21 protein-coding genes are annotated in these 22196 nt (G+C 41.1%); 4 read left to right on the forward strand and 17 right to left on the reverse strand.

Annotation, left to right across the window (positions count from 1 at the left end; genetic code table 11):
- The first annotated feature begins 82 nt into the window (after positions 1-82).
- Both U5907_06170 and U5907_06175 read left to right on the forward strand, forming a co-directional pair.
- A complete protein-coding gene (locus tag U5907_06170) occupies positions 83-2884 on the forward strand; it encodes an insulinase family protein (GenBank protein WRQ32170.1) in 2802 nt (933 codons plus the stop codon).
- A gap of 6 nt (positions 2885-2890) precedes the next feature.
- On the forward strand, positions 2891-3478 hold the full coding sequence (locus U5907_06175; protein WRQ32171.1) for a DUF3109 family protein: 588 nt from the start codon (positions 2891-2893) through the stop codon (positions 3476-3478).
- Between the two features lie 6 nt (positions 3479-3484).
- Here U5907_06175 and U5907_06180 read toward each other — a convergent pair whose 3' ends face one another.
- From U5907_06180 to U5907_06225, 10 genes are all read right to left on the reverse strand, one after another.
- Positions 3485-4459, reverse strand: a complete 975-nt coding sequence (locus tag U5907_06180) for a polyprenyl synthetase family protein (protein WRQ32172.1) — start codon at positions 4457-4459, stop codon at positions 3485-3487.
- A 12-nt stretch (positions 4460-4471) separates the two neighbouring features.
- Complete coding sequence (locus U5907_06185) at positions 4472-5053, reverse strand: TIGR00730 family Rossman fold protein (GenBank protein WRQ32173.1); 582 nt, start codon at positions 5051-5053, stop codon at positions 4472-4474.
- A gap of 6 nt (positions 5054-5059) precedes the next feature.
- Complete coding sequence (locus U5907_06190; protein ID WRQ32174.1) at positions 5060-5737, reverse strand: porin family protein; 678 nt, start codon at positions 5735-5737, stop codon at positions 5060-5062.
- A 5-nt stretch (positions 5738-5742) separates the two neighbouring features.
- Positions 5743-6060, reverse strand: coding sequence for a thioredoxin (gene trxA / locus U5907_06195; GenBank protein WRQ32175.1), 318 nt, complete (start codon positions 6058-6060; stop codon positions 5743-5745).
- 76 nt (positions 6061-6136) lie between these two features.
- Positions 6137-7336, reverse strand: coding sequence for an L-serine ammonia-lyase (locus tag U5907_06200; GenBank protein WRQ34082.1), 1200 nt, complete (start codon positions 7334-7336; stop codon positions 6137-6139).
- Between the two features lie 2 nt (positions 7337-7338).
- Entirely contained in the window at positions 7339-7632 is a 294-nt protein-coding gene (locus tag U5907_06205; protein ID WRQ32176.1) for a PG0541 family transporter-associated protein, read from the reverse strand.
- A 1-nt stretch (position 7633) separates the two neighbouring features.
- Positions 7634-10765, reverse strand: coding sequence for an efflux RND transporter permease subunit (locus tag U5907_06210; protein WRQ32177.1), 3132 nt, complete (start codon positions 10763-10765; stop codon positions 7634-7636).
- Positions 10766-10785: 20 nt separating this feature from the next.
- Positions 10786-11811 carry an efflux RND transporter periplasmic adaptor subunit gene (locus U5907_06215; protein WRQ32178.1) on the reverse strand — a complete coding sequence of 342 codons (1026 nt, stop codon included), beginning with the start codon at positions 11809-11811 and terminating at the stop codon, positions 10786-10788.
- Between the two features lie 19 nt (positions 11812-11830).
- Positions 11831-13147 carry a TolC family protein gene (locus tag U5907_06220; protein ID WRQ32179.1) on the reverse strand — a complete coding sequence of 439 codons (1317 nt, stop codon included), beginning with the start codon at positions 13145-13147 and terminating at the stop codon, positions 11831-11833.
- Positions 13144-13752, reverse strand: coding sequence for a TetR/AcrR family transcriptional regulator (locus tag U5907_06225; GenBank protein ID WRQ32180.1), 609 nt, complete (start codon positions 13750-13752; stop codon positions 13144-13146). The genes U5907_06220 and U5907_06225 overlap by 4 nt, the downstream gene beginning before the upstream one ends.
- 159 nt (positions 13753-13911) lie before the next feature.
- Here U5907_06225 and kbl point away from each other — a divergent pair, with 159 nt between their 5' ends.
- A complete protein-coding gene (gene kbl / locus U5907_06230; GenBank protein WRQ32181.1) occupies positions 13912-15105 on the forward strand; it encodes a glycine C-acetyltransferase in 1194 nt (397 codons plus the stop codon).
- On the opposite strand, the gene U5907_06235 is transcribed toward kbl, so the two are convergent.
- The 7 genes from U5907_06235 to U5907_06265 all read right to left on the reverse strand — a co-directional run bounded on the left by U5907_06235 (position 15065) and on the right by U5907_06265 (position 20456).
- Entirely contained in the window at positions 15065-16600 is a 1536-nt protein-coding gene (locus U5907_06235; protein WRQ32182.1) for a PspC domain-containing protein, read from the reverse strand. The two genes, kbl and U5907_06235, sit on opposite strands and share 41 nt — an antisense overlap.
- A gap of 5 nt (positions 16601-16605) precedes the next feature.
- Positions 16606-16941, reverse strand: a complete 336-nt coding sequence (locus U5907_06240; protein WRQ34083.1) for a PadR family transcriptional regulator — start codon at positions 16939-16941, stop codon at positions 16606-16608.
- A gap of 18 nt (positions 16942-16959) precedes the next feature.
- Positions 16960-17535, reverse strand: coding sequence for a PspC domain-containing protein (locus U5907_06245; protein WRQ32183.1), 576 nt, complete (start codon positions 17533-17535; stop codon positions 16960-16962).
- Between the two features lie 160 nt (positions 17536-17695).
- Positions 17696-18061 carry a preprotein translocase subunit SecG gene (secG, locus tag U5907_06250; GenBank protein ID WRQ32184.1) on the reverse strand — a complete coding sequence of 122 codons (366 nt, stop codon included), beginning with the start codon at positions 18059-18061 and terminating at the stop codon, positions 17696-17698.
- Between the two features lie 2 nt (positions 18062-18063).
- The gene (locus tag U5907_06255) at positions 18064-18792 is read right to left on the reverse strand and encodes a hypothetical protein (protein WRQ32185.1); all 729 of its coding nucleotides are present in this window, start codon (positions 18790-18792) and stop codon (positions 18064-18066) included.
- Positions 18793-18796: 4 nt separating this feature from the next.
- Entirely contained in the window at positions 18797-19297 is a 501-nt protein-coding gene (gene lptE / locus U5907_06260) for an LPS assembly lipoprotein LptE (GenBank protein ID WRQ32186.1), read from the reverse strand.
- 10 nt (positions 19298-19307) lie between these two features.
- Positions 19308-20456 carry a sigma-54 dependent transcriptional regulator gene (locus U5907_06265; protein WRQ32187.1) on the reverse strand — a complete coding sequence of 383 codons (1149 nt, stop codon included), beginning with the start codon at positions 20454-20456 and terminating at the stop codon, positions 19308-19310.
- A gap of 73 nt (positions 20457-20529) precedes the next feature.
- Here U5907_06265 and U5907_06270 point away from each other — a divergent pair, with 73 nt between their 5' ends.
- The gene (locus U5907_06270) at positions 20530-22185 is read left to right on the forward strand and encodes a hypothetical protein (GenBank protein ID WRQ32188.1); all 1656 of its coding nucleotides are present in this window, start codon (positions 20530-20532) and stop codon (positions 22183-22185) included.
- The last annotated feature ends 11 nt before the right edge of the window (positions 22186-22196 follow it).

Consider the following 22196-nt stretch of genomic DNA (forward strand, 5'->3'; position numbering starts at 1 on the left):
AAAAATAAAAAAAAGTCAGAAACGATGCAAAATATTGGATATATTTGTGATTGCTTATTTTAAAAAACAGATTAACTGCAAAATGAAAAGATTTTTAACATCTATGGCGGCAATTTTAATTGCAATTTCGGCAATTGCACAGATGCCCCAGAAACTTCCCCTTGACCCAAAAGTCAGGTCAGGCGTACTGGAAAACGGACTAACTTATTTTGTTGTCCAGAATAGTGAGCCTAAAGGACAGGCTGAATTTTACATTGCACAAAAGGTTGGTTCTATACTTGAAGAGGAGAGCCAGAGAGGTCTTGCTCACTTTCTTGAGCATATGGCTTTCAACGGAACTGAGAACTTTCCGGGCAATGGTGTAATATCATATCTTGAAAAGATTGGTGTTAAGTTTGGAGCAAATTTAAATGCATATACTTCATTAGATCAGACCGTTTACAATATTTCAAATGTCCCTGTGAAAAGACAGGGTATAATTGACTCTTGTATGCTTATACTTAGAGACTGGTCTTGTGCAATATCTCTTACTGATAAAGATATTGATGAAGAGAGAGGCGTAATTCGCGAAGAGTTTCGTACAAGCAGCAGCGCAATGCTCAGAATGTACGAGAAGATTTTCCCCGAGATAATGCCAGACAGCAGATATGCTTACAGACTTCCTATCGGGCTGCTTGATGTTATCAATAATTTCACATACGAAGAGCTGAGATCATACTATAACAAATGGTACCGTCCGGACAACCAGGGTATCATAATAGTAGGAGATATTGATCCTGTAGCGATTGAGAACAAAATCAAAACTCTTTTTGGAGCAATTCCTAAACACGAAAATGCTGCTGAGAGAATTCAGCTTCCTGTTCCTGACACTAAAGAGACACTTGTAGGAATAGCATCAGATCCTGAGGCATCTACAACCGAGTTGATGCTTATGTACAAACATGATGTGGTTCCCGTAGAGATGAGGGGTACTGCTGTTGGAATCGTAATGAATTTTATGAACAGTATGGTTTCAAGCATGCTCTCATCTAGACTTAACGAGATTGCTCAGAAACCTGAAGCTCCGTTTACATCTGCATACGCAGACTACGGCGGATACATTATTGCTCAGACAAAAGATGCATTGAGTATTAGTGCAAGGGTTAAGGAGGGCAGAACAGCTGAGGCTCTTAAGATTATTACCAATGAGGCAGAGAGAGTTAAAAGACACGGGTTTACAGCATCCGAGTATGAACGCTCAAAGGCTACCTATATGAGTAACCTTGAACAGGTTTATAACGAAAGAGACAAACAGAAAAACAGCTACTATGTAAGTCAGGTTCTGAACCATTTCCTTACAGGGGAAGCATACCCGGGCATTGAGACAACTTATGCAATGTTACAGCAGGTTGCTCCTAATATTCCTATTGACCAGGTTAATCAATATGCAAAAGAACTACCAAGAGAAGAGAATATTGCAATAGCTCTTCTTATGCCTGAAAAAGAGGGTCTGGTAAAACCTTCAAAAGAGGAGATTCTTGCAATTTTTGAATCTGCAAGGAAAGAGGAAGTTAAAGCTTATGAAGAGACCGTTTCCAACGAGCCTCTTGTACCAGTTGCACCTGCAGCCGGTAAGGTTCTGTCAGAGTTAAAAGAGCCTATGAGCAGCTCAACTGTTTGGAATCTTTCAAACGGAGCAACAGTTGTTATTAAAAAGACCGATTTCAAACAGGATCAGATACTTTTCTCAGCAAGTTCAAGGGGAGGAAGCTCTCTTATTGGCAAAGAAAATATTATTGAAACCAAAGACCTCGTAGGAGTGGCTACAGCCGGTGGCCTTGGAAAATACAATGTAACAGACCTGCGCAAAGTTCTTGCCGGAAAAAATGTAACAGTAAGACCAAGCATCAGCATAATGAGCGAATCAATAAGCGGAGCTTCAACTCCTAAAGATATTGAGACCTTTATGCAACTACTATATCTTAATTTCACCGGTATCAGAGAGGATCAGGAGGCATTCCAGACTTACAAAGCAAGACTTAAAGCTCAGATTGAAAACATGGATTCTCAGCCAATGTCTGCTTTCTCTGACACACTGCAGAAGGTAATGTACAACAACAATCCTTATGCAAACAGAATGACCCTGGAGATGCTTGATAAACTTGATTATTCAAAATCTCTCGAATTATATCGCCAGAGATTTGCAAATGCCTCTGACTTTGTATTCACTTTTGTAGGAAATGTTGATGAAGCTATCCTTAAACCACTTGTAGAGACTTATATTGCTTCTCTTCCTTCTAACAAGAGCCAGAAAGAGAACTGGGCAAATGTTGGTTTGATCCCTGTTAAGGGCAAAGTTGTAAAGCATTTTGAGAAAGCGATGCAGACTCCAAAGGCAACAGTTTATACAATTATGTCAGGTAAAATTCCTTACACTGTGGAGAATACAATCCTTGCAAGTTTTGCAAAGCAAGTATTTGATATGGTATTTACCCGTTCAATCCGCGAAGACGAGGGTGGAACATACGGAGTAGGGGTTAACATGTCTCTCTCTTATTATCCTGATGATAATTTTATGTTCTTGTTTGGCTTTGATACTGATGTGGCCCTTAGGGAAAAGCTTCTTGCCAGAGCACATAAAGAGATAGGTATAGTACTTGAGAAAGGTGTTAGCCAGGAGGATTTTGCCAAAATTATGGAGTATTCACAGAAGACATTCACTCAGAATCTTCGTGAAAATAATTACTGGCTGGGAGTTATCAATACAAGATTTATGCTTGGAAAAGACATGCACTCTACTTACGAAAGCACACTTAAGAGCATAACCCCTGAAAAGGTAACAAAATTCATTAAGCAAACATTAACTCAAGGCAACCAGATTGAGGTTGTAATGAATGGTAAATAAACAAGTATGAGCCCTGTTATAGAGATTGGCAATTGCCTCGTTTCTTCTGAAATACTGACCGAGAAATTTGCTTGCGACTATCCCGTTTGTCACGGCGTATGCTGTATAATTGGTGATAGCGGAGCACCTCTTGAAAAAGAGGAGTGCTCTCTCTTAAAGGGTGAATATGAAAAATTTAAAAACGAACTCAGAGACGAGGGGATTCGCTCAATTGAGGAGCAGGGTCCCTTTGTCCTTGATTCTGACGGGGATTTTGTAACCCCGCTTATTAACGGAGAGGAGTGTGCCTACACTCTCTTTGATAATTCAGATAATTGCTTCTGCGGGATTGAGGTGGCGTGGAATAAAAAAATGACAACATTCAGAAAACCAATATCCTGCTGGCTTTACCCTATAAGGGTATCAAAATTGTCAAATGGAATGACTGCACTGAATTTGCACAAATGGCACATATGCACCGATGCATTTAAAAAAGGGAAAAAAGAGGGGATTCCCGTATATCAGTTTTTACGGGAACCCCTTATTTTTGCCTTTGGAGAGGAGTTTTGGACACAGCTTGACATCGCTTACAAAGAGCTTTTCTGCTCTGAATAGTTGAGTCTACCTCTCTCTGCTTCCCATATACTTTGTCAAAGAGATCAAATGTGATTTGTAAATATTGTCCGGAAGAACATCCAGAGACTCTATTGCTATTGAACAATGCTCCTCAAGAGCTCTCTGAGCAATAATTTTCCCTTCGTATTTTTCAACTAATTTATAAGCTTTCAGAGCAAGAGTATTATCCTCCGGATAAGCATCCTTTACCGCTTTTAACATCTCCTCCCGATCAGAGGACTCAGCCCTTTTAAGCGCTGCTATGAGCGGAAGAGTTAACTTTTTTTCCATTATATCACCACCTGCTGGTTTCCCTGTGTCCATCTGAGGTGCATAGTCAAAAATATCATCCTTAATCTGGAAAGCGAGCCCCAGATGATATGCAAACCTGCCCATACTATCCACCACCTCTTTTCCGGGATTCATTGTAAAGACGGCACTCTCCACAGCTGCTACGAACAGACTTGATGTCTTCTGACCAATAATTTTGTAGTAATCCTCCTCAGTAGTATCCAGTGAAGAGGCCTTCTGCATCTGAAATATCTCACCCTCAGCCAGCTCCTGAACAGCCTTGGTAAAATAGCTCATTACACCCATATCCTTGTCATTTACAATAAGGGAGAGTGCCTTTGCCAGCCAATAATCACCTGTAAGTACAGATGCTGCCGGATTAAATCTGGATTGTACTGTTTCAGTCCCCCTTCTGTATTTAGAGTCGTCTGCCACATCGTCATGAAGAAGAGTTGCTGTATGAATCATTTCAGAGACAACAGCACATGAAATAGTAAGTCTGTATGGTTTACCAAGTGCCCTGGCTGCAAGAATTGAGAGAAGAGGCCTTACCTGTTTCCCGTTATTCTCAACTAAGTAAGAGTTAATGGTATTAAGGAGATCAGAGCTGCTGACAAGTGTCTCTTTGAGAACTCTTTCGAATTCTCCCCACTCTTCACCGATATCCTCTTTAATTTTATTTATGTCCATCTATGCTATGGTTTAGGCAGGAGCATAATGAGCAGGATGCATTCTCTGAGGAACAGCACATTCAAGCAATTCAACCAGCTCTTCTGTACTTTGAGCTATTATTAGTGAGTCACTCCAGTTACTGTTAAGCATTTTCTCATTCACAAGATGTTCAAACATCTTTAGCATTGGATCAAAAAATCCGTCAAGATTCAGAATTGCAACACACCCCTCGTAAATACCCAGCCTCTTTAGAGTGTAGGTCTCGATAAACTCCTCAATGGTCCCTATTCCTCCGGGAAGAGCAACCACAGCATGAGTATTTTCTCTTAAGAGCTCCTTACGCCTGGCCATTGAATCTACTAAAATAAGGTTTTGCAGAGAGCGGTGCTCCAGTTCAATCTCCTTCATAAAAGAGGGCATTACACCCTCAATATCACCACCGAGATCAAGCATCCTGTCAATAATAATTCCCATAAGACCTCTGCGACTCCCACCGCATACAATGGTCCAATTACGGCCGGAAGCCGCCTCAGCAAAGGTGTTGGCGGCCTCCAGATATTTTTTGTCCAGCACATTGCTGGAAGAACAGTAGACGCAGATTCTCTTTCCCATTATTATTTAAAACATAAGAGCAACCGAGAGCTGAAACCCCTGAAGTTTAGCATTTTCGTATTTTTGAGCCCATGTTGTATTTGTTGCCGACTCCAACCTGCCAAGACCCCAGTTGTATTTCCCTACAATCTGCAGTTTCCATATATCAAGACCAACACCTGCACCAACTCCGTAGTTAAATCTGTTAATGTTATCCCATTCCTGATCCTCCAGGTCTGCACCCTTCTGGAGAGCAAAAGATACATATGGACTTACAAAAACAAATGGTCTGAATAGTAGCATATCTATCCCCAGCTGGATGTTTATTGGAAGAGTCAGATAGTCAAGCTCAATTTCTGCCGGATTGAATGTGTCGTCAATAATAACTTGAGGGTATTGGGATGACACATAATAGGAAGATGGGGAAAACCGACCCTCTGCAGGGATGTCAGCAATATGCGTCTTTACCTTTGAGTAGAGAAGCTCAGGCTGAAGAGCAATGCCCAGTAGCGGAACCTTTATTTGCCAGGCTATACCAAAATGATAACCTGTCTGGCTTTTCCAGGCATTATCAACAGAACCGCTCTGAGTAACATCTTCAAGAGTGTTAAAATTCAGTCCCGCCTTAATACCAAATCTTGACTGCGCCCCGGCAAAGGATGCTGTCATAATAAGCGCCAATGCAAGGGTTATAAACTTTTTCATAACTTTTAAATAAGAGAATTGATCTTAGCTATAATATTAGCTTTGGAAGTAGATCCGACAATCTTATCCACAACCTCACCATTCTTAAAGAAGAGAAGAGTAGGAATATTACGGATTCCAAACTTAACAGGTACCTCCGAACTATTATCAACATCGCATTTTGCAATCACAGCTTTGCCCTCGTACTCAGCAGCAAGCTCCTCAACTATTGGAGCTATGACTCTGCACGGTCCACACCATGGAGCCCAGAAATCCACAAGTACAGGTTTATCTGATTTGATCACTATCTCATTGAAATTCGAATCGTTAACTGCTATTGCCATAATTATTTATAAATTTAATAGTTAATATTTTTTGCTTGGATGTGAATGCTAAATTAACACCATTTTTTCTAAAAACCTAAACCTTTCCCATCAATCCGGCCAATCCTCCTTCTGCAGTCTCCTTGTATAGACGAGGCAAATCGTGTCCCGTTCTCTTCATTGCCTCTACCACAGTGTCAAATGAGACAAGGTGTTTGCCGTCTGAGAGCAAAGCGTACATATTCGCATCTACTGCTCTTGTCGCACCAAAGGCATTTCTCTCAATACATGGAACCTGCACAAGTCCGCAAACAGGGTCACAGGTGAGGCCGAGAAAATGCTCTATTCCTATTGAAGCGGCGTACTCTATCTGAGCCGGAGTCCCTCCAAATAGCTGCACACCGGCCGCTGCCGCCATAGCACAGGCAGATCCAACCTCTCCCTGGCATCCAACCTCGGCACCGGAGATTGATGCATTTGTCTTTATTATGTTGCCGATTAGTCCGGCTGTAGCCAAACCCCTTATTATTCTTTTATCAGAAAAATCATAGAACTGCTTGTTGAGGTATAGAAGAGCAGGTATTACTCCGGATGAGCCACAAGTGGGAGCCGTGACAACCAGCCCTCCCGAGGCGTTCTCTTCAGAGACAGCAAGAGCAAATGCAAAAGTCATACTCCTTCTCTGCATAGAGCCCTGATAACCCTTTGCTTTTATGTAAAAAGAGGCAGCCTTCCTCTGGAGTTTAAGACCTCCCGGAAGAACCCCCTCGGTCTCAAGCCCCCTCTCAACGGCATCCTGCATAACTTCCCAGGCATCTGCAAGGAAATCCCAGATATCGCCTCCTTCATACATCTGAACATATTCCCAGAAGGTCATCCCATTATCCTGACACCACTCTAGAATCTCTGACATTTTTGAGTGGGGATAGATCATATCTTTCACCTCCCTGGTGCCGGTATCGCTCAGGTCTCCGCCACCAATACTGAATGTTATCCATTCACCCATCTTTTTCCCAAGAGGGTCAAATGCTTCAAATTTGAGCCCGTTAGGGTGTTCCGGTAAAAAAATATCAGGGCGGAACTCAATCTTAGTCCTCTCTCTTCCCAGCACATCAAGCAGTGCAACATCAGTCATGTGCCCCACCCCTGTAGCTGCAAGTGAGCCATAAAGTGTTACAATAAAAGAAGAGGCAGCCTCCTGCCTCTTCAAAAATATTCCGGCGGCGCGGGCAGGAGCCATTGTATGGCTGCTTGACGGTCCCCGGCCTGTTTTAAAAATCTCTTTAATACTTTCCATCTCTATATTGCCGATTCCGCTTCCCATACAAAGGCTCTTAGCCCCTGCTTCTCTGCAGAATCATTTATTGCCTTTAATTCGGCAAGCAATATAGACAATTTTTCCGGTTCAACAACCGCAAGGGTTGCCATGTTCATTGAGGGCCATGCGTGCGTACCATAGTGCGGTTCACCTTTTTGACTTCCTCTGCCCTGAACCTCCGGCCACTTTGTAAACCCCCTTACAGTACACTTATCAAGTGCTGCCTGAACAAGTGAGTTGTGGGCCTGATTATATATGATCATCACTGCTTTCATATTATGCTGTTTTAAGAGTTTTTAATTGTTTTGCCCATCTCTTTCTTCCCCTCTTTATATCTCCTGCATGGAAAGCTGTATAAATTGACGGAATAACAATCAGGGTAAGGATAGTTGAGAGGGTGAGACCTCCAATAATTGCAATACCCATTGGCTGCCATATTTCAGAACCTTCACCAATACCCATAGCCATTGGGAACATACCGAGAATAGTGGTTAAAGTAGTCATCAAAACAGGACGGAGGCGAGATTTACCTCCGGATATAACGGCTCTCTTTACAGAAGCCCCTCTCTCTTTATTAAGATTAATATAGTCAATCAGCACAATACCGTTCTTCACCACAATACCCACCAGCATTACAGCTCCAATAAGAGCAATAAGGCTTAATGTTGTACCGGTTAACCACAGGGCGACAAACACACCGCTAAAAGCAAATGGCAGCGAGAACATAATTATGAAAGGATCTCTGAATGACTCAAACTGGGCAGCCATAACAATATATGTTAGAAGAACAACCAGCGCAAGGAGGGTAAACATATCACCAAATGACTCCTGCTGCTCTTCAATAGATCCGGCCAGCTCAACAGCAATTCCCTGAGGCATCTTAATTTTAGCCACCTCTTTGTTTACATCTTCTGCTACATCCCCCAAAGATCTCTTGAATATAGTTCCGGTTACCTTAATAACCCTCTCTCTGTCAAGGTGCTCAATTGAAGGTGGCGCAAAACTTTCAATAACAGTTCCCACTTCGCTGAGTCTTACAGCCTTCCCTTGTGAGTTATAAAGAAGAATATTATTTATGTCATCAATAGTTGTTCTAAACTTAGCATCATTTTTAACAACTATATCATACTCCTCTCCATCTTCACGGAAGTAGGAGGCTGTAACACCATTTATTCTGTTTCTTACAACCGTAGCAGCCATGGTCATATTAAGGCCGTTCATTGCAAGTTTGTTCCTGTCAAACATCACCTGGAACTGTGGCATATAATCCTCCCTGCTCAGTTTAACATCTCTCAGACCCTCTGTGTTTTTCATAATTTCGGAGATCTGGCCTGCAACAATTTCGGAGTTCTCAAGGTCATATCCAAGCACATCCAGCTCCAGAGTTGTTCCACCTGATCCCATTCCCATTCCTCCTCCGCCACCGGGAGTAACAGTATATCTGTAAAGTTCAGGCAACTCCTGAAGATCTTTTCTCATCTCATCTCCAATCTCAAACATATCCCTCTCTCTCTCCTTAGGATCACACAGTCTGGCTGTAAACGAAACCAGGTGAGTTCCGGAGCTTCTCATTGACATAAATACATTTGATCCGTCTGACTGACCCAGAGATGCTTGTAAAATCTCTATCTCAGGATATTTCTCATTCCACTTCTCATAAAGATATTCATTAAGTTTCCTGGCCTGCTCCACCCTTGAGCCCACAGGCAACTCAACCGTAATTGCTATCTGAGAGTTATCAGATTCAGGGAAAAAGTCTGTACCCACCTTTGAAAGCAACATAAGGCTGGTTATAAAAATTGCAGCCGATATAGCAATTACAACATATCTGTAATTTACTGCAGTTCTTAAAAGTCTCTCGTACCAGTTATCTAGTCCATCAAGACCCTTTTCAATTGGAGAGTAGAAGAACATAAACCATTTTGACCTCTTTGGATCCTGCTTGAGCATCATTGAAGAGAGCATTGGCGTAAGGGTTAGCGCAGCAACTGTTGACACAGTAATTATGATTGTTACAATCCATCCAAGCTGCTTAAACATAATCCCTGCAAGTCCTGACACCATTGTGAGAGGGAAGAAAACAGATATTATCGTTAATGTTGAGGCAATTACAGCCACAGCCACCTCATTTGTTGCATAAATTGCAGCATCTTTTGGTTTACTGCCCCTTTCAATATGAGTTGTGATATTCTCAAGCACTACTATAGCATCGTCCACAACCATACCAATTGCAATGGACAAAGAACTTAGTGATATAATGTTGAGAGTGTTTCCGGTAATCATCAAATATATAAAAGCAGCTATTAACGATACCGGAATAGTCAGAATAATTATAAAAGTGGCACGCCATCTTCCAAGGAATAAGAGAACGACAATCATTACAAAGAGACCTGCAAGAAGAACTGTCTCAGTAAGAGATCCAATACTATCCTTTATAAATTCAGAAGTATCCAGAATAACCTCAAGTTTAACATCAGGCGGCAGTGAATTTTGTATCATAGGCAACTCCTTAAGGATTTTGTCTGCAATTTCAACCACATTAGCACCGGATTGCTTCTGTACAACAAGTGTTGCACCCCTCTCTCCGTTAGTATATACCTCTGTTGAGCGCTCTTTAAGTGTATCTTTTACAACAGCAATATCCCTGACATAGATACTTCTTCCCAGGTAGCTGCCTGCAATTAGGTTTTTTATCTCGTCACTCTCTCTGAATTCACCATCTACCCTTAGTGAATAGGTATCTGTCCCTACATCAATTGTACCACCCGGGATATTACGATTTTCCATTGCAATAAGATTTGCAACTTGCTCAACAGTAATACCATAGGCCTGCATTTTATTCGGGTCAGTAGAGATTTGAATCTCTCTCTGAGGTGCACCGGAAATTGAAGTGGATGCAACCCCGTCAATTCTGTTAATAGGATTAGCGACCTTCTCTTCAAGAATTTTATAGAGCCCTTTCGAACTCACATCTGAGTTTGCGGAGATGAACATGATTGGCATCATGTCGGAACTGAACTTAAAGACAACAGGGTTATCACACTCCTCCGGCAGAAAGTTTCTCTGCATATCCAGAATTGACCGTACATCATTTACAGCCTCATCCATATTTGTCCCGTACTCAAACTCAATGGTAATAAGAGAGACATTATCCTTTGAAGTGGAGTTGATTCTCTTTAGGTCGCTTACTGTACTTAAAGATGTCTCCAGTCGTTTTGTTACATTCTGCTCAATATCCATTGTACTTGCACCGGAATAGGTTGTCATCACCGTTACGGCATTGAGCTCAATTTCAGGATATAAGTCAACAGAAAGTCTGGAGAATGAGAAAAGTCCCAGAACTACCAGAGCCACGAATATGAGGGCCGTAGTAACCGGTTTCTTTACTGCACTTTCGTATATTTTCATATTAAAAAATCTGTTATTAATTAAAATGAGAGGTCTAATCCACCCTCTGTTACTTTAACTTTTGTGTCGTCAACCAGGTTATTAATTCCTGCAACAACAACCTTTTGACCAGCTTTTAGGCCTGATATAATCTCATAATTTGTTCCTATTCTTCTCCCCAACTCAATTTTTGTGTACTTGACAATATCTCCGTCAAGAACATATACATATTTGTCATTAGTCCCCTGCTGTTTGATTACAGCCTTGTCAGGGACAACCACTCTTTTCTTTGCCCCTAACTCAACTTTAGCCCTGGCAAACATGCCAGGACGAATTTCCATACTTTGGTTTGCTATGCTCACCTGAACCTGAAAAGTCCTTGTCATAGGATCTATTGTAGGATAAACCAGACTTACCTTGCCCTGATATTTTTTTCCGTCGTAGACATCAAGTGTTATCTCTACTGGTGTCCCATTTTTAACAACAGGATAGAACTCCTCTGATACAGCAACCATTATCTTAACCGGCTGCAATTGCATTACTGTTAATATTGGTTGTCCCACTGCAAGATCCCCGCTGTCAAAATTTCTTGCTGTTACAACACCATTTACCGGTGATACAAGTTTTGTATTTTTATCAAGGTTAGCAATACTCTCTTCTGAAACCCTAACCTGGGTCCTTAGTTGCTCAAACTGCTGCTGAGAGATCCCCCCTGCATTATAGAGAGCTTCAGTCCTTGCAAGGTCTGTTTTCAAATTTTCAAGTTGAATCCTTGCATTGGCATAATTTAGATTCTCCATTTGAACAAGTAGCTGGCCCTTCTTTACATAAGATCCAACCTCAACAAATATCTTGTCTATGCGCTGAGCAGCAGAGCTGGAAATATTATTCTTTACAAAAGGTTCAATATTACCGGTATACTCAGCTATCTGATTTACCATCTCCTCTTTTGCATCAACCACCTTTACAACCGGCAGTTCTTTGTCCTCAACAACAACATTGTTTGAGGAGTTGCAAGCACTGAACAGTACAAGCCCAATTGCAATCAAAAATGTAGCTTTCTTCATATTATTAAACTGTAATTTATTATTTTTCAATATTTTCCTTTCCAATGACCTTTTCGTACTCATTTTTAGCCTTTATAAAATCATAAAGAGTCTGCGTGTAATTTAACCGTGACCTTGTAAGTGCCACTTCTGAATCATTCATCTCAAGAACTGTCCCCGCTCCGGTAGTGTATCTGACTTTTGATATTTCATATCCCTTCTTAGCCTGATCTACAGCCTCTTTGTCTGATTTAAGCTGTGCCCCGGCCCTCTTCATCTCGTTAACAGAGTTTAGCGCGGAGAGTGTCAGAGACTCTTTAAGTAATCTTCTCTGATATTCAAGTTTTCTTATCCCCACCATTGTCTGCTTCTCTTTCAGTGATATTGAAAGTTTATTGAAAATGGGTACCTGCAGTGAAAGACCTACAGCAAAGGAGTTAGCCCACGGTTTATCAAAGTTGAATTTATCATTTTGCATCTGCATCTGGTAATTTGCAAATCCGGCAAGTACTGGCAGACGCTGAGATCTTATAAGTTCATAGCTCTTATTTAGTTTTTCAAGCTGGATATCCAGAGTTTTCAGATTACTATTCTCTTCAAGATTCAAAATCCCGGCTGAGTAACTTACCATCAATCCTGAGAAGTGTTCAAAATCCCCGTTAACTTCTATCTCCTGTGTAAGGGGTAAAGAGAGAAGAATTTTTAGCTGGAGTTTTGCCAGTTCAAGTCCGTTTCTGGCCTGTGTCAGAGCCGGAGATATATTTCTTGCGGCAACCTCAGATCTAATTTTATCATATTCGCTTGCAAGTCCCTGCTCATACATCTTTCTAATATTTTCAGCACTCTCCATTGCGTTTTTATAACTCTGCTCCAGAACTACCAGCGACTCCTCCATCATTACCACTCCGTAAAAGCCGTTTTTGACCTGCTGAATCAAATCCAGCTTTGTCGTTCTGGCAGATTCAAGTGCAGCCTTTATCTCAAGTTCAGTCATCTGAATATTCTTATACAATGCCATGGAAAAAATTGGCAACTGAGCAGCTCCTGCAAGAGAGTAGCTATGCTTTGATCCAACCTCCATTTTACCACCCGGGAAAAAATCCGAGAAGAAAACAGGTTTCATAATATTGTTTGAGTATTGACCGGATGCATTGACTGATGGCAAAAGAGCATACCAGTTCTCCTGCCTGAGGTAATCAACCCTCTCCAGTTCTGCTCCTGCAATCTTAATATTCAGGTTTTCACTCAGGGCAATTTCAAGTGCCTCCTCAACCGTCAACCTGAGAGTGTCGGCAGGGCCAGCGGCGTTAATAGCCGTAGCTGACAGTAACATAAAAATAACTGCTAAAACTTTCATTCTTTTATATTTAAATATTTGTCAATCATTTTAATTCCCTCTTCAGTGGATATTCCCCTGAAGTACATAACCATAGATTCTCTAAAAAGCTGTTTTCTTGAATGATTTGCAAGTGAAAAAATTTCAGAATCTTGTATCATGCTTGCAATCTGAAATACCATCTTGCCCACAAGCTCCATATCAATATTTTTGAGAAAGATTCCCTCTTCCTGGCCCCTCTCAAGAAATTTAGTTGTTGTTATTTTGTGGTAATCTGTAAATCTCACATACATTTTATTATAGAGCTCAGGGTAGTATTTTTTTAACTCGTCAAAGAATCTTATTCGCATATTAATCATTATATCTGTCTGACTCTCATGTTCAATACAGACAAGCTCCAATATACTCCTTGATCCGCTGAATGCTTTCTCTCCCACCTCTTTCATCTTCTCCTCCATCATAAGAAGGCACTCCTCCAGCAGATTTGTCTTATCCTTAAAGTGCTCATATAGTGTCCTCTTAGAGATGCCGTTAGCTGCAGCCACCTCATCCATAGTAACGCTTTTACATCCGTTACTCATGAACAGTTCAGATGAAACCTCTATAATTCTCTCCCTTAACTCCATTTATTTTAAATTGGTTAATAATATCTTTTTTGTTTCGGGGCACAAAGATATACGGAAAACTAATAAAACGAAAATAGTTTTTATATTTTTATTTATAAATATCTTATTTACTTGCTAATTTTGTATAGAAATGGTGCAATTAATTTAATAATCAGAAATATGTACAAAGATTTTCAGAGTTTTCTCTCAAATGAGCTTGAGAGTATTGAAGCTGCAGGACTCTTTAAAAGAGAGCGTATTATTACAACTCCTCAGCAGGCTGCTATAAAAGTAAGTACAGGACAAGAGGTACTGAACTTCTGTGCCAACAACTATCTCGGACTGTCAAATAATGCAGAGCTGATAAAAGCATCAAAAGATGCACTCGATTCTCACGGCTTTGGCATGTCAAGCGTTAGATTTATATGCGGGACTCAGGATCTTCATATTGAACTGGAGAAAAAAATTGCAGAATTCTTTGGGACAGAAGATTCAATTCTTTACGCTGCATGCTTTGATGCAAACGGGGGAGTTTTTGAGCCTCTGCTAGGTGAGGAGGATGCTATTATATCGGACTCCCTTAACCACGCATCAATTATTGACGGGGTAAGGCTTTGCAAGGCTCAGAGATACAGATACGCAAATGCCGATATGGAGGAACTTGAAAACTGCCTTAAACTTGCACAGGCTCAAAGATTCAGGCTAATTGTAACAGACGGAGTATTCTCTATGGATGGCAATGTTGCTCCTCTAGACAAGATCTATGAACTTGCGGGCAAATACAATGCTATGATAATGGTTGACGAATCTCACTCAGCCGGGGTAGTTGGTAACACAGGCCGTGGAACTACAGAGCTTTATGACCTCAGAGGAAAGGTTGAAATTATAACCGGCACACTCGGTAAGGCATTTGGTGGTGCGATAGGAGGATTTACAACCGGTAAGAAGGAGATTATTTCTATGCTCCGTCAGAGATCCAGGCCGTACCTCTTCTCTAATTCTATCCCGCCAATGGTTGCGGCATCGGGAATAGCCATGTTTAACATGATGTCAAGGACCAATGATCTTCAGGACAAATTGCACAACAACACAAAATATTTTGTAGAGAAGATGCTTGCAGCCGGTTTTGATATTAAACCAACTCAGTCTGCAATTTGTGCATTGATGCTTTATGACGCGAAACTTTCACAGGATTTTGCAGCAAAAATGCTTGAAGAGGGTATATATGTAATAGGCTTTTATTTCCCTGTGGTGCCAAAGGGACAGGCCCGCATCCGGATTCAGATAAGTGCCGGACATGAGCCTGAACATCTTGACAGAGCAATAGCTGCCTTTACCAAGGTAGGCAAGGAGCTTGGTGTTTTAAAAAGCTAAAACCGCTCATAATCTCAATATCGCCGTCAAATCCAAAACGGATTGGATCCTTGAGCATAACTTTTACATTTTCCGGCAGATAGAGAGTAACTCTTTTGTTTGTACCATCCCATTTAGCTTTTTTGGTATAGACATCCGGACGAATTACAATAAGGGAATCTGTCAGTTCATATACAGGCAGGTTCCTTTGTGCTTTCATCATTGCCTCACCTCCGGTGTACCCGAAAGATTGGGTTCTCATCTTCACATACCTGACAGAGTCATCAGTTGTCCTCTCAATTCTAATTTGCGGAAAGGCAACAAAATGTTTCTCTGAGCCGCTTTTATCTACCCAAAAGATTGAAAGGTCATTTTTATCACCCTCAATAATAAGGTTTTCATCCGGCATCGGTGTATCGTACATCAGACTTAAATATATTGTGTCACTTTTTGTAACAAGAGGAACATCTACAACCTCCCTGCTATTCTCCCAATATGGTCTTGAAGACTTAACCGCAAGTGTGGCAGCGCCAAATCCGGAAATTATCCACAGAATAAAAATAATCAGACCGGGGCGGAATCTCGGATTAGGAAACTCAAAAAGAATCTGAATACCTCCGTATAACATCCCGAGTAAAGGGAGGAAAAGAAATGCAAGTGAAGATATTTTTAACCAGAGAGTATTTTCAATACCAAGGGCAACATAATCCATAATATCCCCCGGATTAAATCCGTTAAAAATCTCTATACCAAGGAAAAGAAATGAAAATATCAGAATACCTCCTATCGAGAACAAGACAAGGAATACTGCAAAAACCTTGGATATTGCTCTGAATATATCATTTATAACAGGTGCCCCGTTTTTTCCGGCTCTCTTTATATCCCTGCCTACCCTCTGCGCACCTCTCTCTATATTCCTCTGAATATTTGAAAGATCCGGTTTTTCACCCCTCATTGCAAACTTCTGATGAACTGTTCTGGCTTCAGGAATCGCTATCCACATTATAATATATGCAAGAAAAACCAGAGATCCCACAGAATGAACACCCGTGAATGGGATTAACATAAACGGAACCCAGGAGAAAAAGAGAAGAACAAGTGTTATTACCCTTACAATAGCAATGTCAATATTAAAATATGCAGCCAGGCCTGAGCATACGCCCCCAATCATCTTATTGTCGGGGTCTCTGTAAAGCCTCTTTTCCGCTCTTCCGGAGGCCGACACTCCGCCTCTTCTGAAATTTGTTGCATTACTCTCTTCGTCAATTATCTCAGGCCTTCCCAGCACCATAATAACTTCGTTAACAATAACTGAAGTTATGACAGAAGAGCGGCCACTTTTATCCAGAAACAGTTCGGCTATCCTCTCCTCAATCCCCTCTACAATCTCACTGCCGTTCTGAATCTCCCTGTAGTGATCATTTAGCTCCTCTATATATCCCTTTAGTATGAGGTATCCATCCTCTTCAACAGTGAAGGCAATTTTGCCAATACTCACCTTTACAACTTTTTTCATTTTATTTACAGAGATTTATTGTTTCTTATTAACTCTATTGTCTCCACCAGCTCTTTCCATGCTGCATCCATCTCGGCAAGCACCTCCTTGCCCTTATCTGTTATGGAGTAGTACTTTCTTGGAGGTCCCTGAGGAGACTCCTCCCATCTGTAGCTTAGCATACCCTGGTTCTTCTGTCTTGTAAGAAGTGGATAGAGAGTTCCCTCTACAACAATCATCTTTGCACTCTTCAGCTCCTCAATCAGAGAAGATGCATACGCGTCATTATTATTAAGTATGCTAAGTATGCAATACTCAAGAACACCCTTGCGCATTTGTGACTTTACATTATCAGTATTAATATCTGTCATGGCTGTTTACTATTTAAATGATGAAAATTTTCTCAGATTTTCTGCCGTTACAGGCAGACCTCTCATCTCGCATTTCTGGCTGGCAGTCATCGCCTGCGGAGCAATAATCCAGAAAATTATATAAGCCCAGAATCCAAGTCCTCCCAGGAACAGGCTTATAGCAAATATTACGCGGATAAGGACCATATCAATATTAACATAATAGCTTAAACCGCTGCAGACTCCTCCAATTATCCTGTTGTCCGGATCCCTGTATAATCTTTTTACCACAGTCTGATTCAGTCCTGCCGAAGCAGAATCGTTTGCAAAGTCTGCCGAGTCATCTGCTGCGGTACCATCCGGCATTCCAAGCTGGGCAATTACCCTGTTAACAACAGAGATATTAACAACCTCCACACTCTTTGACAGCTCATCATAAAAGAGCTCTGCTATTCTCTGCTCCAGATCATCCATAATATCTGCAGCCTCACTGCCCTCTCCGGTCTTTTGGCGGAATTTTGCCAGATATCGCTCTAATTTCTGATAGGCATCCTCGTCAATAACAAAGGATCTGCCCCCAATACCTACAGTTACAACTTTTTTCATTTTACGAATACTTAATTTGGTTTAGAATTTGGTACTGCAAATATATATACTTTTTCTATTACCTTGTATCACATAGTACTGTTTTTTTGCAAAAAAAGGCCCGCTACATTTGTAACGGGCTGATATTCTGCGAGAAATTTTTTACAAAAAATTTACTCTTTTAGTTTGTAGGTGGTGTCTCTTGTGTTGCAGCAGGAGTTTGTTGCTGAGTTTCAGGCTGAGCTGAAGGGAATTCAGGCTGACCCTGTACAGGTGCAGACTGCTCAATTCTCTGCTGAATTGAATTGGCTCTGTTTGTGTTTCCGGTTGAAACAAATGCTGTAGCAAGAACGCAAAGAACAATTATTGCTATTGCCAGTGTCCAGGTTGCCTTTTCGAGAAAATCAGCAGTCTGGCGCACTCCAAATGTCTGGTTGCCCTGAGCAAAATTTGCGGCAAGTCCACCGCCTTTTGAGTTCTGCACCAATACTATTATAGTAAGCAGAATGCTTGCAATTACAATTACTATTGATATAGCTGTATACATAATTATATGTTGTGTTTGGTCTTTAACTCTTTAACAAGGGAGGCAAAGTAAACACTTTTTTCCGGATATAGCAAAATTAGTTTTGCGTAAACATCCAGAGCCCTCTTCACAAATCCCTGTTCTGCATAGATAGCTGCAAGTGTTTCAGTATAGAATCCCGAGTCATCAAACTCCTCCTGAATGTCAATAACTACAGGATCAGCAGCTGGAGAAGAACCCCTTAGAAGAGACGGCTTCTCAGCTATAAACTTGTCTATTGGACGAGAAGAGTCAAGATCTAATGACTCCATCTCATTTCTTGAGAAGTAGTCACCCCCCGGGATAATCTTTGGAGAGTCTACTACTATAATCTCTTCATCGCCATCCTCTATCAGCTCAATAAAATCCTCATCCTCCTGAACAACCTCGGCTGTTTTCTGCTCCGGTTCTGAATCGATATCCAATTCATGGTCCTCTATAAGATCTTCAACAAAACTTTCTGAAACCTCCGCCGGGTTTTCCTCAGGAAGCTCAATCTCTTGATTGACTGCAGGAGATGGCATATCGTGAAGTTCGGCAATTTCATAAAGCAGCTCCCGCGAGTGAACATATGCAGAGGCCCTGCCAAGGCAGGATTTTCTTGCCTCGGGACCCTGCTCGCTTATCTTTTTATATAACTCAAGATGAGCAAGCGAATACCATGGGTACTTTTCAATAAGCTGCTCTAAAGCTGTCAGTTCATTGTCTTCCATACCATTACCAGTTTGCTACCGTACCGTTAAATATTGCCTCAGTGAGCTTCTCTACAATTGCATCCACAAGTCTTGCCTCAACAGCATCAAGAGATGTAGATGAGGGATAATCCTCAAATTCTGCAAAAGATCTTTCAAAATCCTCCTTTGGATATTTTTTATTGGAGAATCTGATTTTAATTGTGATTGTTAATCTGTTCATTGAGGCAACCTCATTAGCAGTAACAGCCATAGAGGTTATCTCATAATTGGTAATCTCCCCCTCAACCTGAAGATCTGCATCCATCTCTGTAATTGAGAGTTTTGTGAGCTTCCTGTACTTCTCCTTAAGCCCCTCGGTAAGTATATTGCTGAGAGATGGATTTACACGCATTGCCCTGTTCTCTATCCTTGCAACCGATATCGATGTAACATCAGGAGCTATAGATGTCCCTGAAAAGGAGTATATTCCGCAGGATACCGGTCCAAACAGGATAACAATTATATATAACAGAACTCTCTTCATAAATACTCTTTTACAGGTCAAGATTCAGCTCTTTAATTTTTCTGTACAGCGTTCTTTCTGAAATGCCCAACTCGGCAGCAGCCAGTTTTCTTTTACCTCCGTGCTTCTCCAAAGCCTTTTTAATCAACTCTGCATTTACATTCTGGATTGAGAGGACTACATCCTCTTCGTAATCCACAATCGCATCACTTTTTGAAAAGTTCTTATTTATGTCCAGTACGGGTGAAACAGGCTCAACCTGATGTTTTGTCTCTAACCGTTTTTTAAGCTCCTCAACTTCGTGCCTCAGCTGATATAGTATTTTAAAAATTATATCCCTGTCTGTAAGATACTCAGACCCTTGACTTTCAGAGGTTTTCACAGGAAGGTATTCCGGGCCCTCAGCAGGCAGGTATCTCACCAGATCCTCCGGTCCAATCTCCCTGTTATGTTCAATTACAGAAATCTGCTCCGCCAGACTTTTAAGTTGCCTGATGTTTCCCGGCCATCTGTATGATTCTAGCATTACTCTTGCAGGGTCCGTAAGTTTTATTGAAGGCATCTTGTACCTCTCTGCAAAATCAACAGCAAACTTCCTGAAAAGCAGGTATATATCATCTTTTCTCTCTCTGAGAGAGGGGATGGTTATTGGAACTGTATTTAACCTGTAGTAGAGATCTTCCCGAAACTTCCCTGCCTCAATGGCTCTCATTAGATTCTTGTTGGTGGCAGCAACAACCCTGACATCTGTCTTTTCAACTTTTGATGAGCCCACTTTAATAAACTCGCCTGTCTGTAAAACCCTCAGAAGCCTTACCTGTGTAGAGAGGGGAAGCTCGGCAACCTCATCAAGAAAGAGAGTCCCCTCATCGGCAACCTCAAAATAGCCCTTTCTTGTCTCCACAGCGCCGGTAAATGCCCCCTTTTCGTGACCAAAAAGCTCTGAATCTATTGTCCCCTCAGGAATAGCTCCGCAGTTAACTGCTATGTACTTTTTATGTTTTCTTGGACTGTATGAGTGTATAATCTGAGGGACAACCTCCTTACCAACACCGCTTTCTCCTGTTATCAATACTGAAAGATCTGTTCCGGCAACCCTGACGGCAGTTTCAAGAGCCATGTCAAGAGCAGGATTATTGCCAATAATATCGAATCTTTGCTTTAAACTTCTCATGTCCATAGGTGCAAAAATAGACAAAATATATATATCTTTGTGGAATAGCTATTGAAATTAACACCAAAACAAAGCAATAATGAAAATGAAATTCCTTAAGCTTTTATCGTTTGCACTGATTGGTTTTGCAGTCGTTTCCTGCTCCAATCCGTCAAAGATGGCAAAAGACGCCGTGCTCATGGGAGTAGATGGCAATCCTAAAGTACTTGAAGTAGTCGCTGACGAAATCACAGCCTCCTACACCCTTACTTTTCCTGAAGGATACTTCCACCCAAAGGCAATCCTTGAAATTGTACCTGTACTTGTTTATGAAGGTGGTGAAGCTGTAGCTCCAACACAAAAACTTCAGGGACAAAAGGTAACAGACAACTTTAATGTTATTCCTTTAGATGGCGGAAAAGCCAGCAGTACTATTAAGTTTGCTTATGTACCGGGTATGGAAAAATCACATCTGGAACTTCGTGTTGCAGTATGGAACAATCTTAAAAAGATAGATTTTCCTGCTCCATACAAAGTTGCTGATGGCGCAAACATCACCTATAAGCTTGTTCATCAACATGGTTTGGCAGCTTACACTCAAGATAATTACAAGAAAATTATTTCTGAGAAAAAAGAGACTCAGATTCTCTATACAATCAACAGTCATAAAGTACGCCCTAAAGAGCTTACTAAGCAAGAGATTAAAGAATTTGAGAAATTCCTTGCAGATATCAAAGCAGATGAGCGCAGAGAAATTGTTGAGACAAACATAGTTGCCTATGCATCTCCGGACGGACCAGAGAAGCTTAACAGCAAACTTTCAGACAAAAGAAGCGAAACTGCCAAGGCAGCTTTTGACAAGATTACCAAGAAAAACCCTGTAGATGCACCTGTTAATGTAACAACTGTTGCAGAAGACTGGGAAGGATTCCAGGAATTGGTTGCTGCTTCTGACATCCAGGATAAGGAACTGATTATCCGCGTTCTTTCAATGTATGGAGATCCTGCTGTTCGCGAAAGGGAGATTAAGAATATGTCATTTGTGTTTAAAACACTTGCAAGCAAAATTCTTCCGGAACTCCGCAGAGCAAGGTTTATTGCAAATGTAGACTATACAAACTATAGTGACGAGGAGCTTGTTGAGCTTACCAACAGTAATATTGAGATTATGGATGTTGAGGCTCTTCTGTATGCTGCAACACTTGTAAATGACTATGCTACAAAGGTAAAACTCTATACAAAAGCAGGTGACAAATTTAAATGTGACCGTGCATACAATAACCTGACAGCAGTTCATCTTGACAATGGCAAACTTGCAGATGCAAAAATGGCTATTGCAAAAGTTTCAAACAAAACCAGCAAGTTCTACTATAACAACGCTGGAGTTATCGCTTTGAGAGAGAAGAACTACAAACAGGCAGAAGATATGTTTGCAAAATCAGATCTTAAAGAATCAAAACAAAACACAGCTATCATTGATATCCTCAACGGAAGATACAGAGAGGCTGCTGCAAAACTTGCCGGAACAGGCGATTCTAACGAAGGTCTTGCATATATCCTAACCAACCAGCTTGATAAAGCTCTTCCTGTTCTTACTCACGACTGCCCTCACGCAGCATATATGAGAGCTATTGTTTACGCACGCAAAGGCGAAATGATAGAGGTTGCCAAGCAACTTAACAAAGTATATGAAAACGAGAACTTCAAAAAGCGCTCAGAGAAAGACATTGAATTTGCAAAATTCAGACAACAGTAATCTCTAGTTTG

The sequence above is a fragment of the Bacteroidales bacterium MB20-C3-3 genome (genome assembly GCA_035609245.1).
GTDB lineage: Bacteria > Bacteroidota > Bacteroidia > Bacteroidales > UBA932 > Bact-08.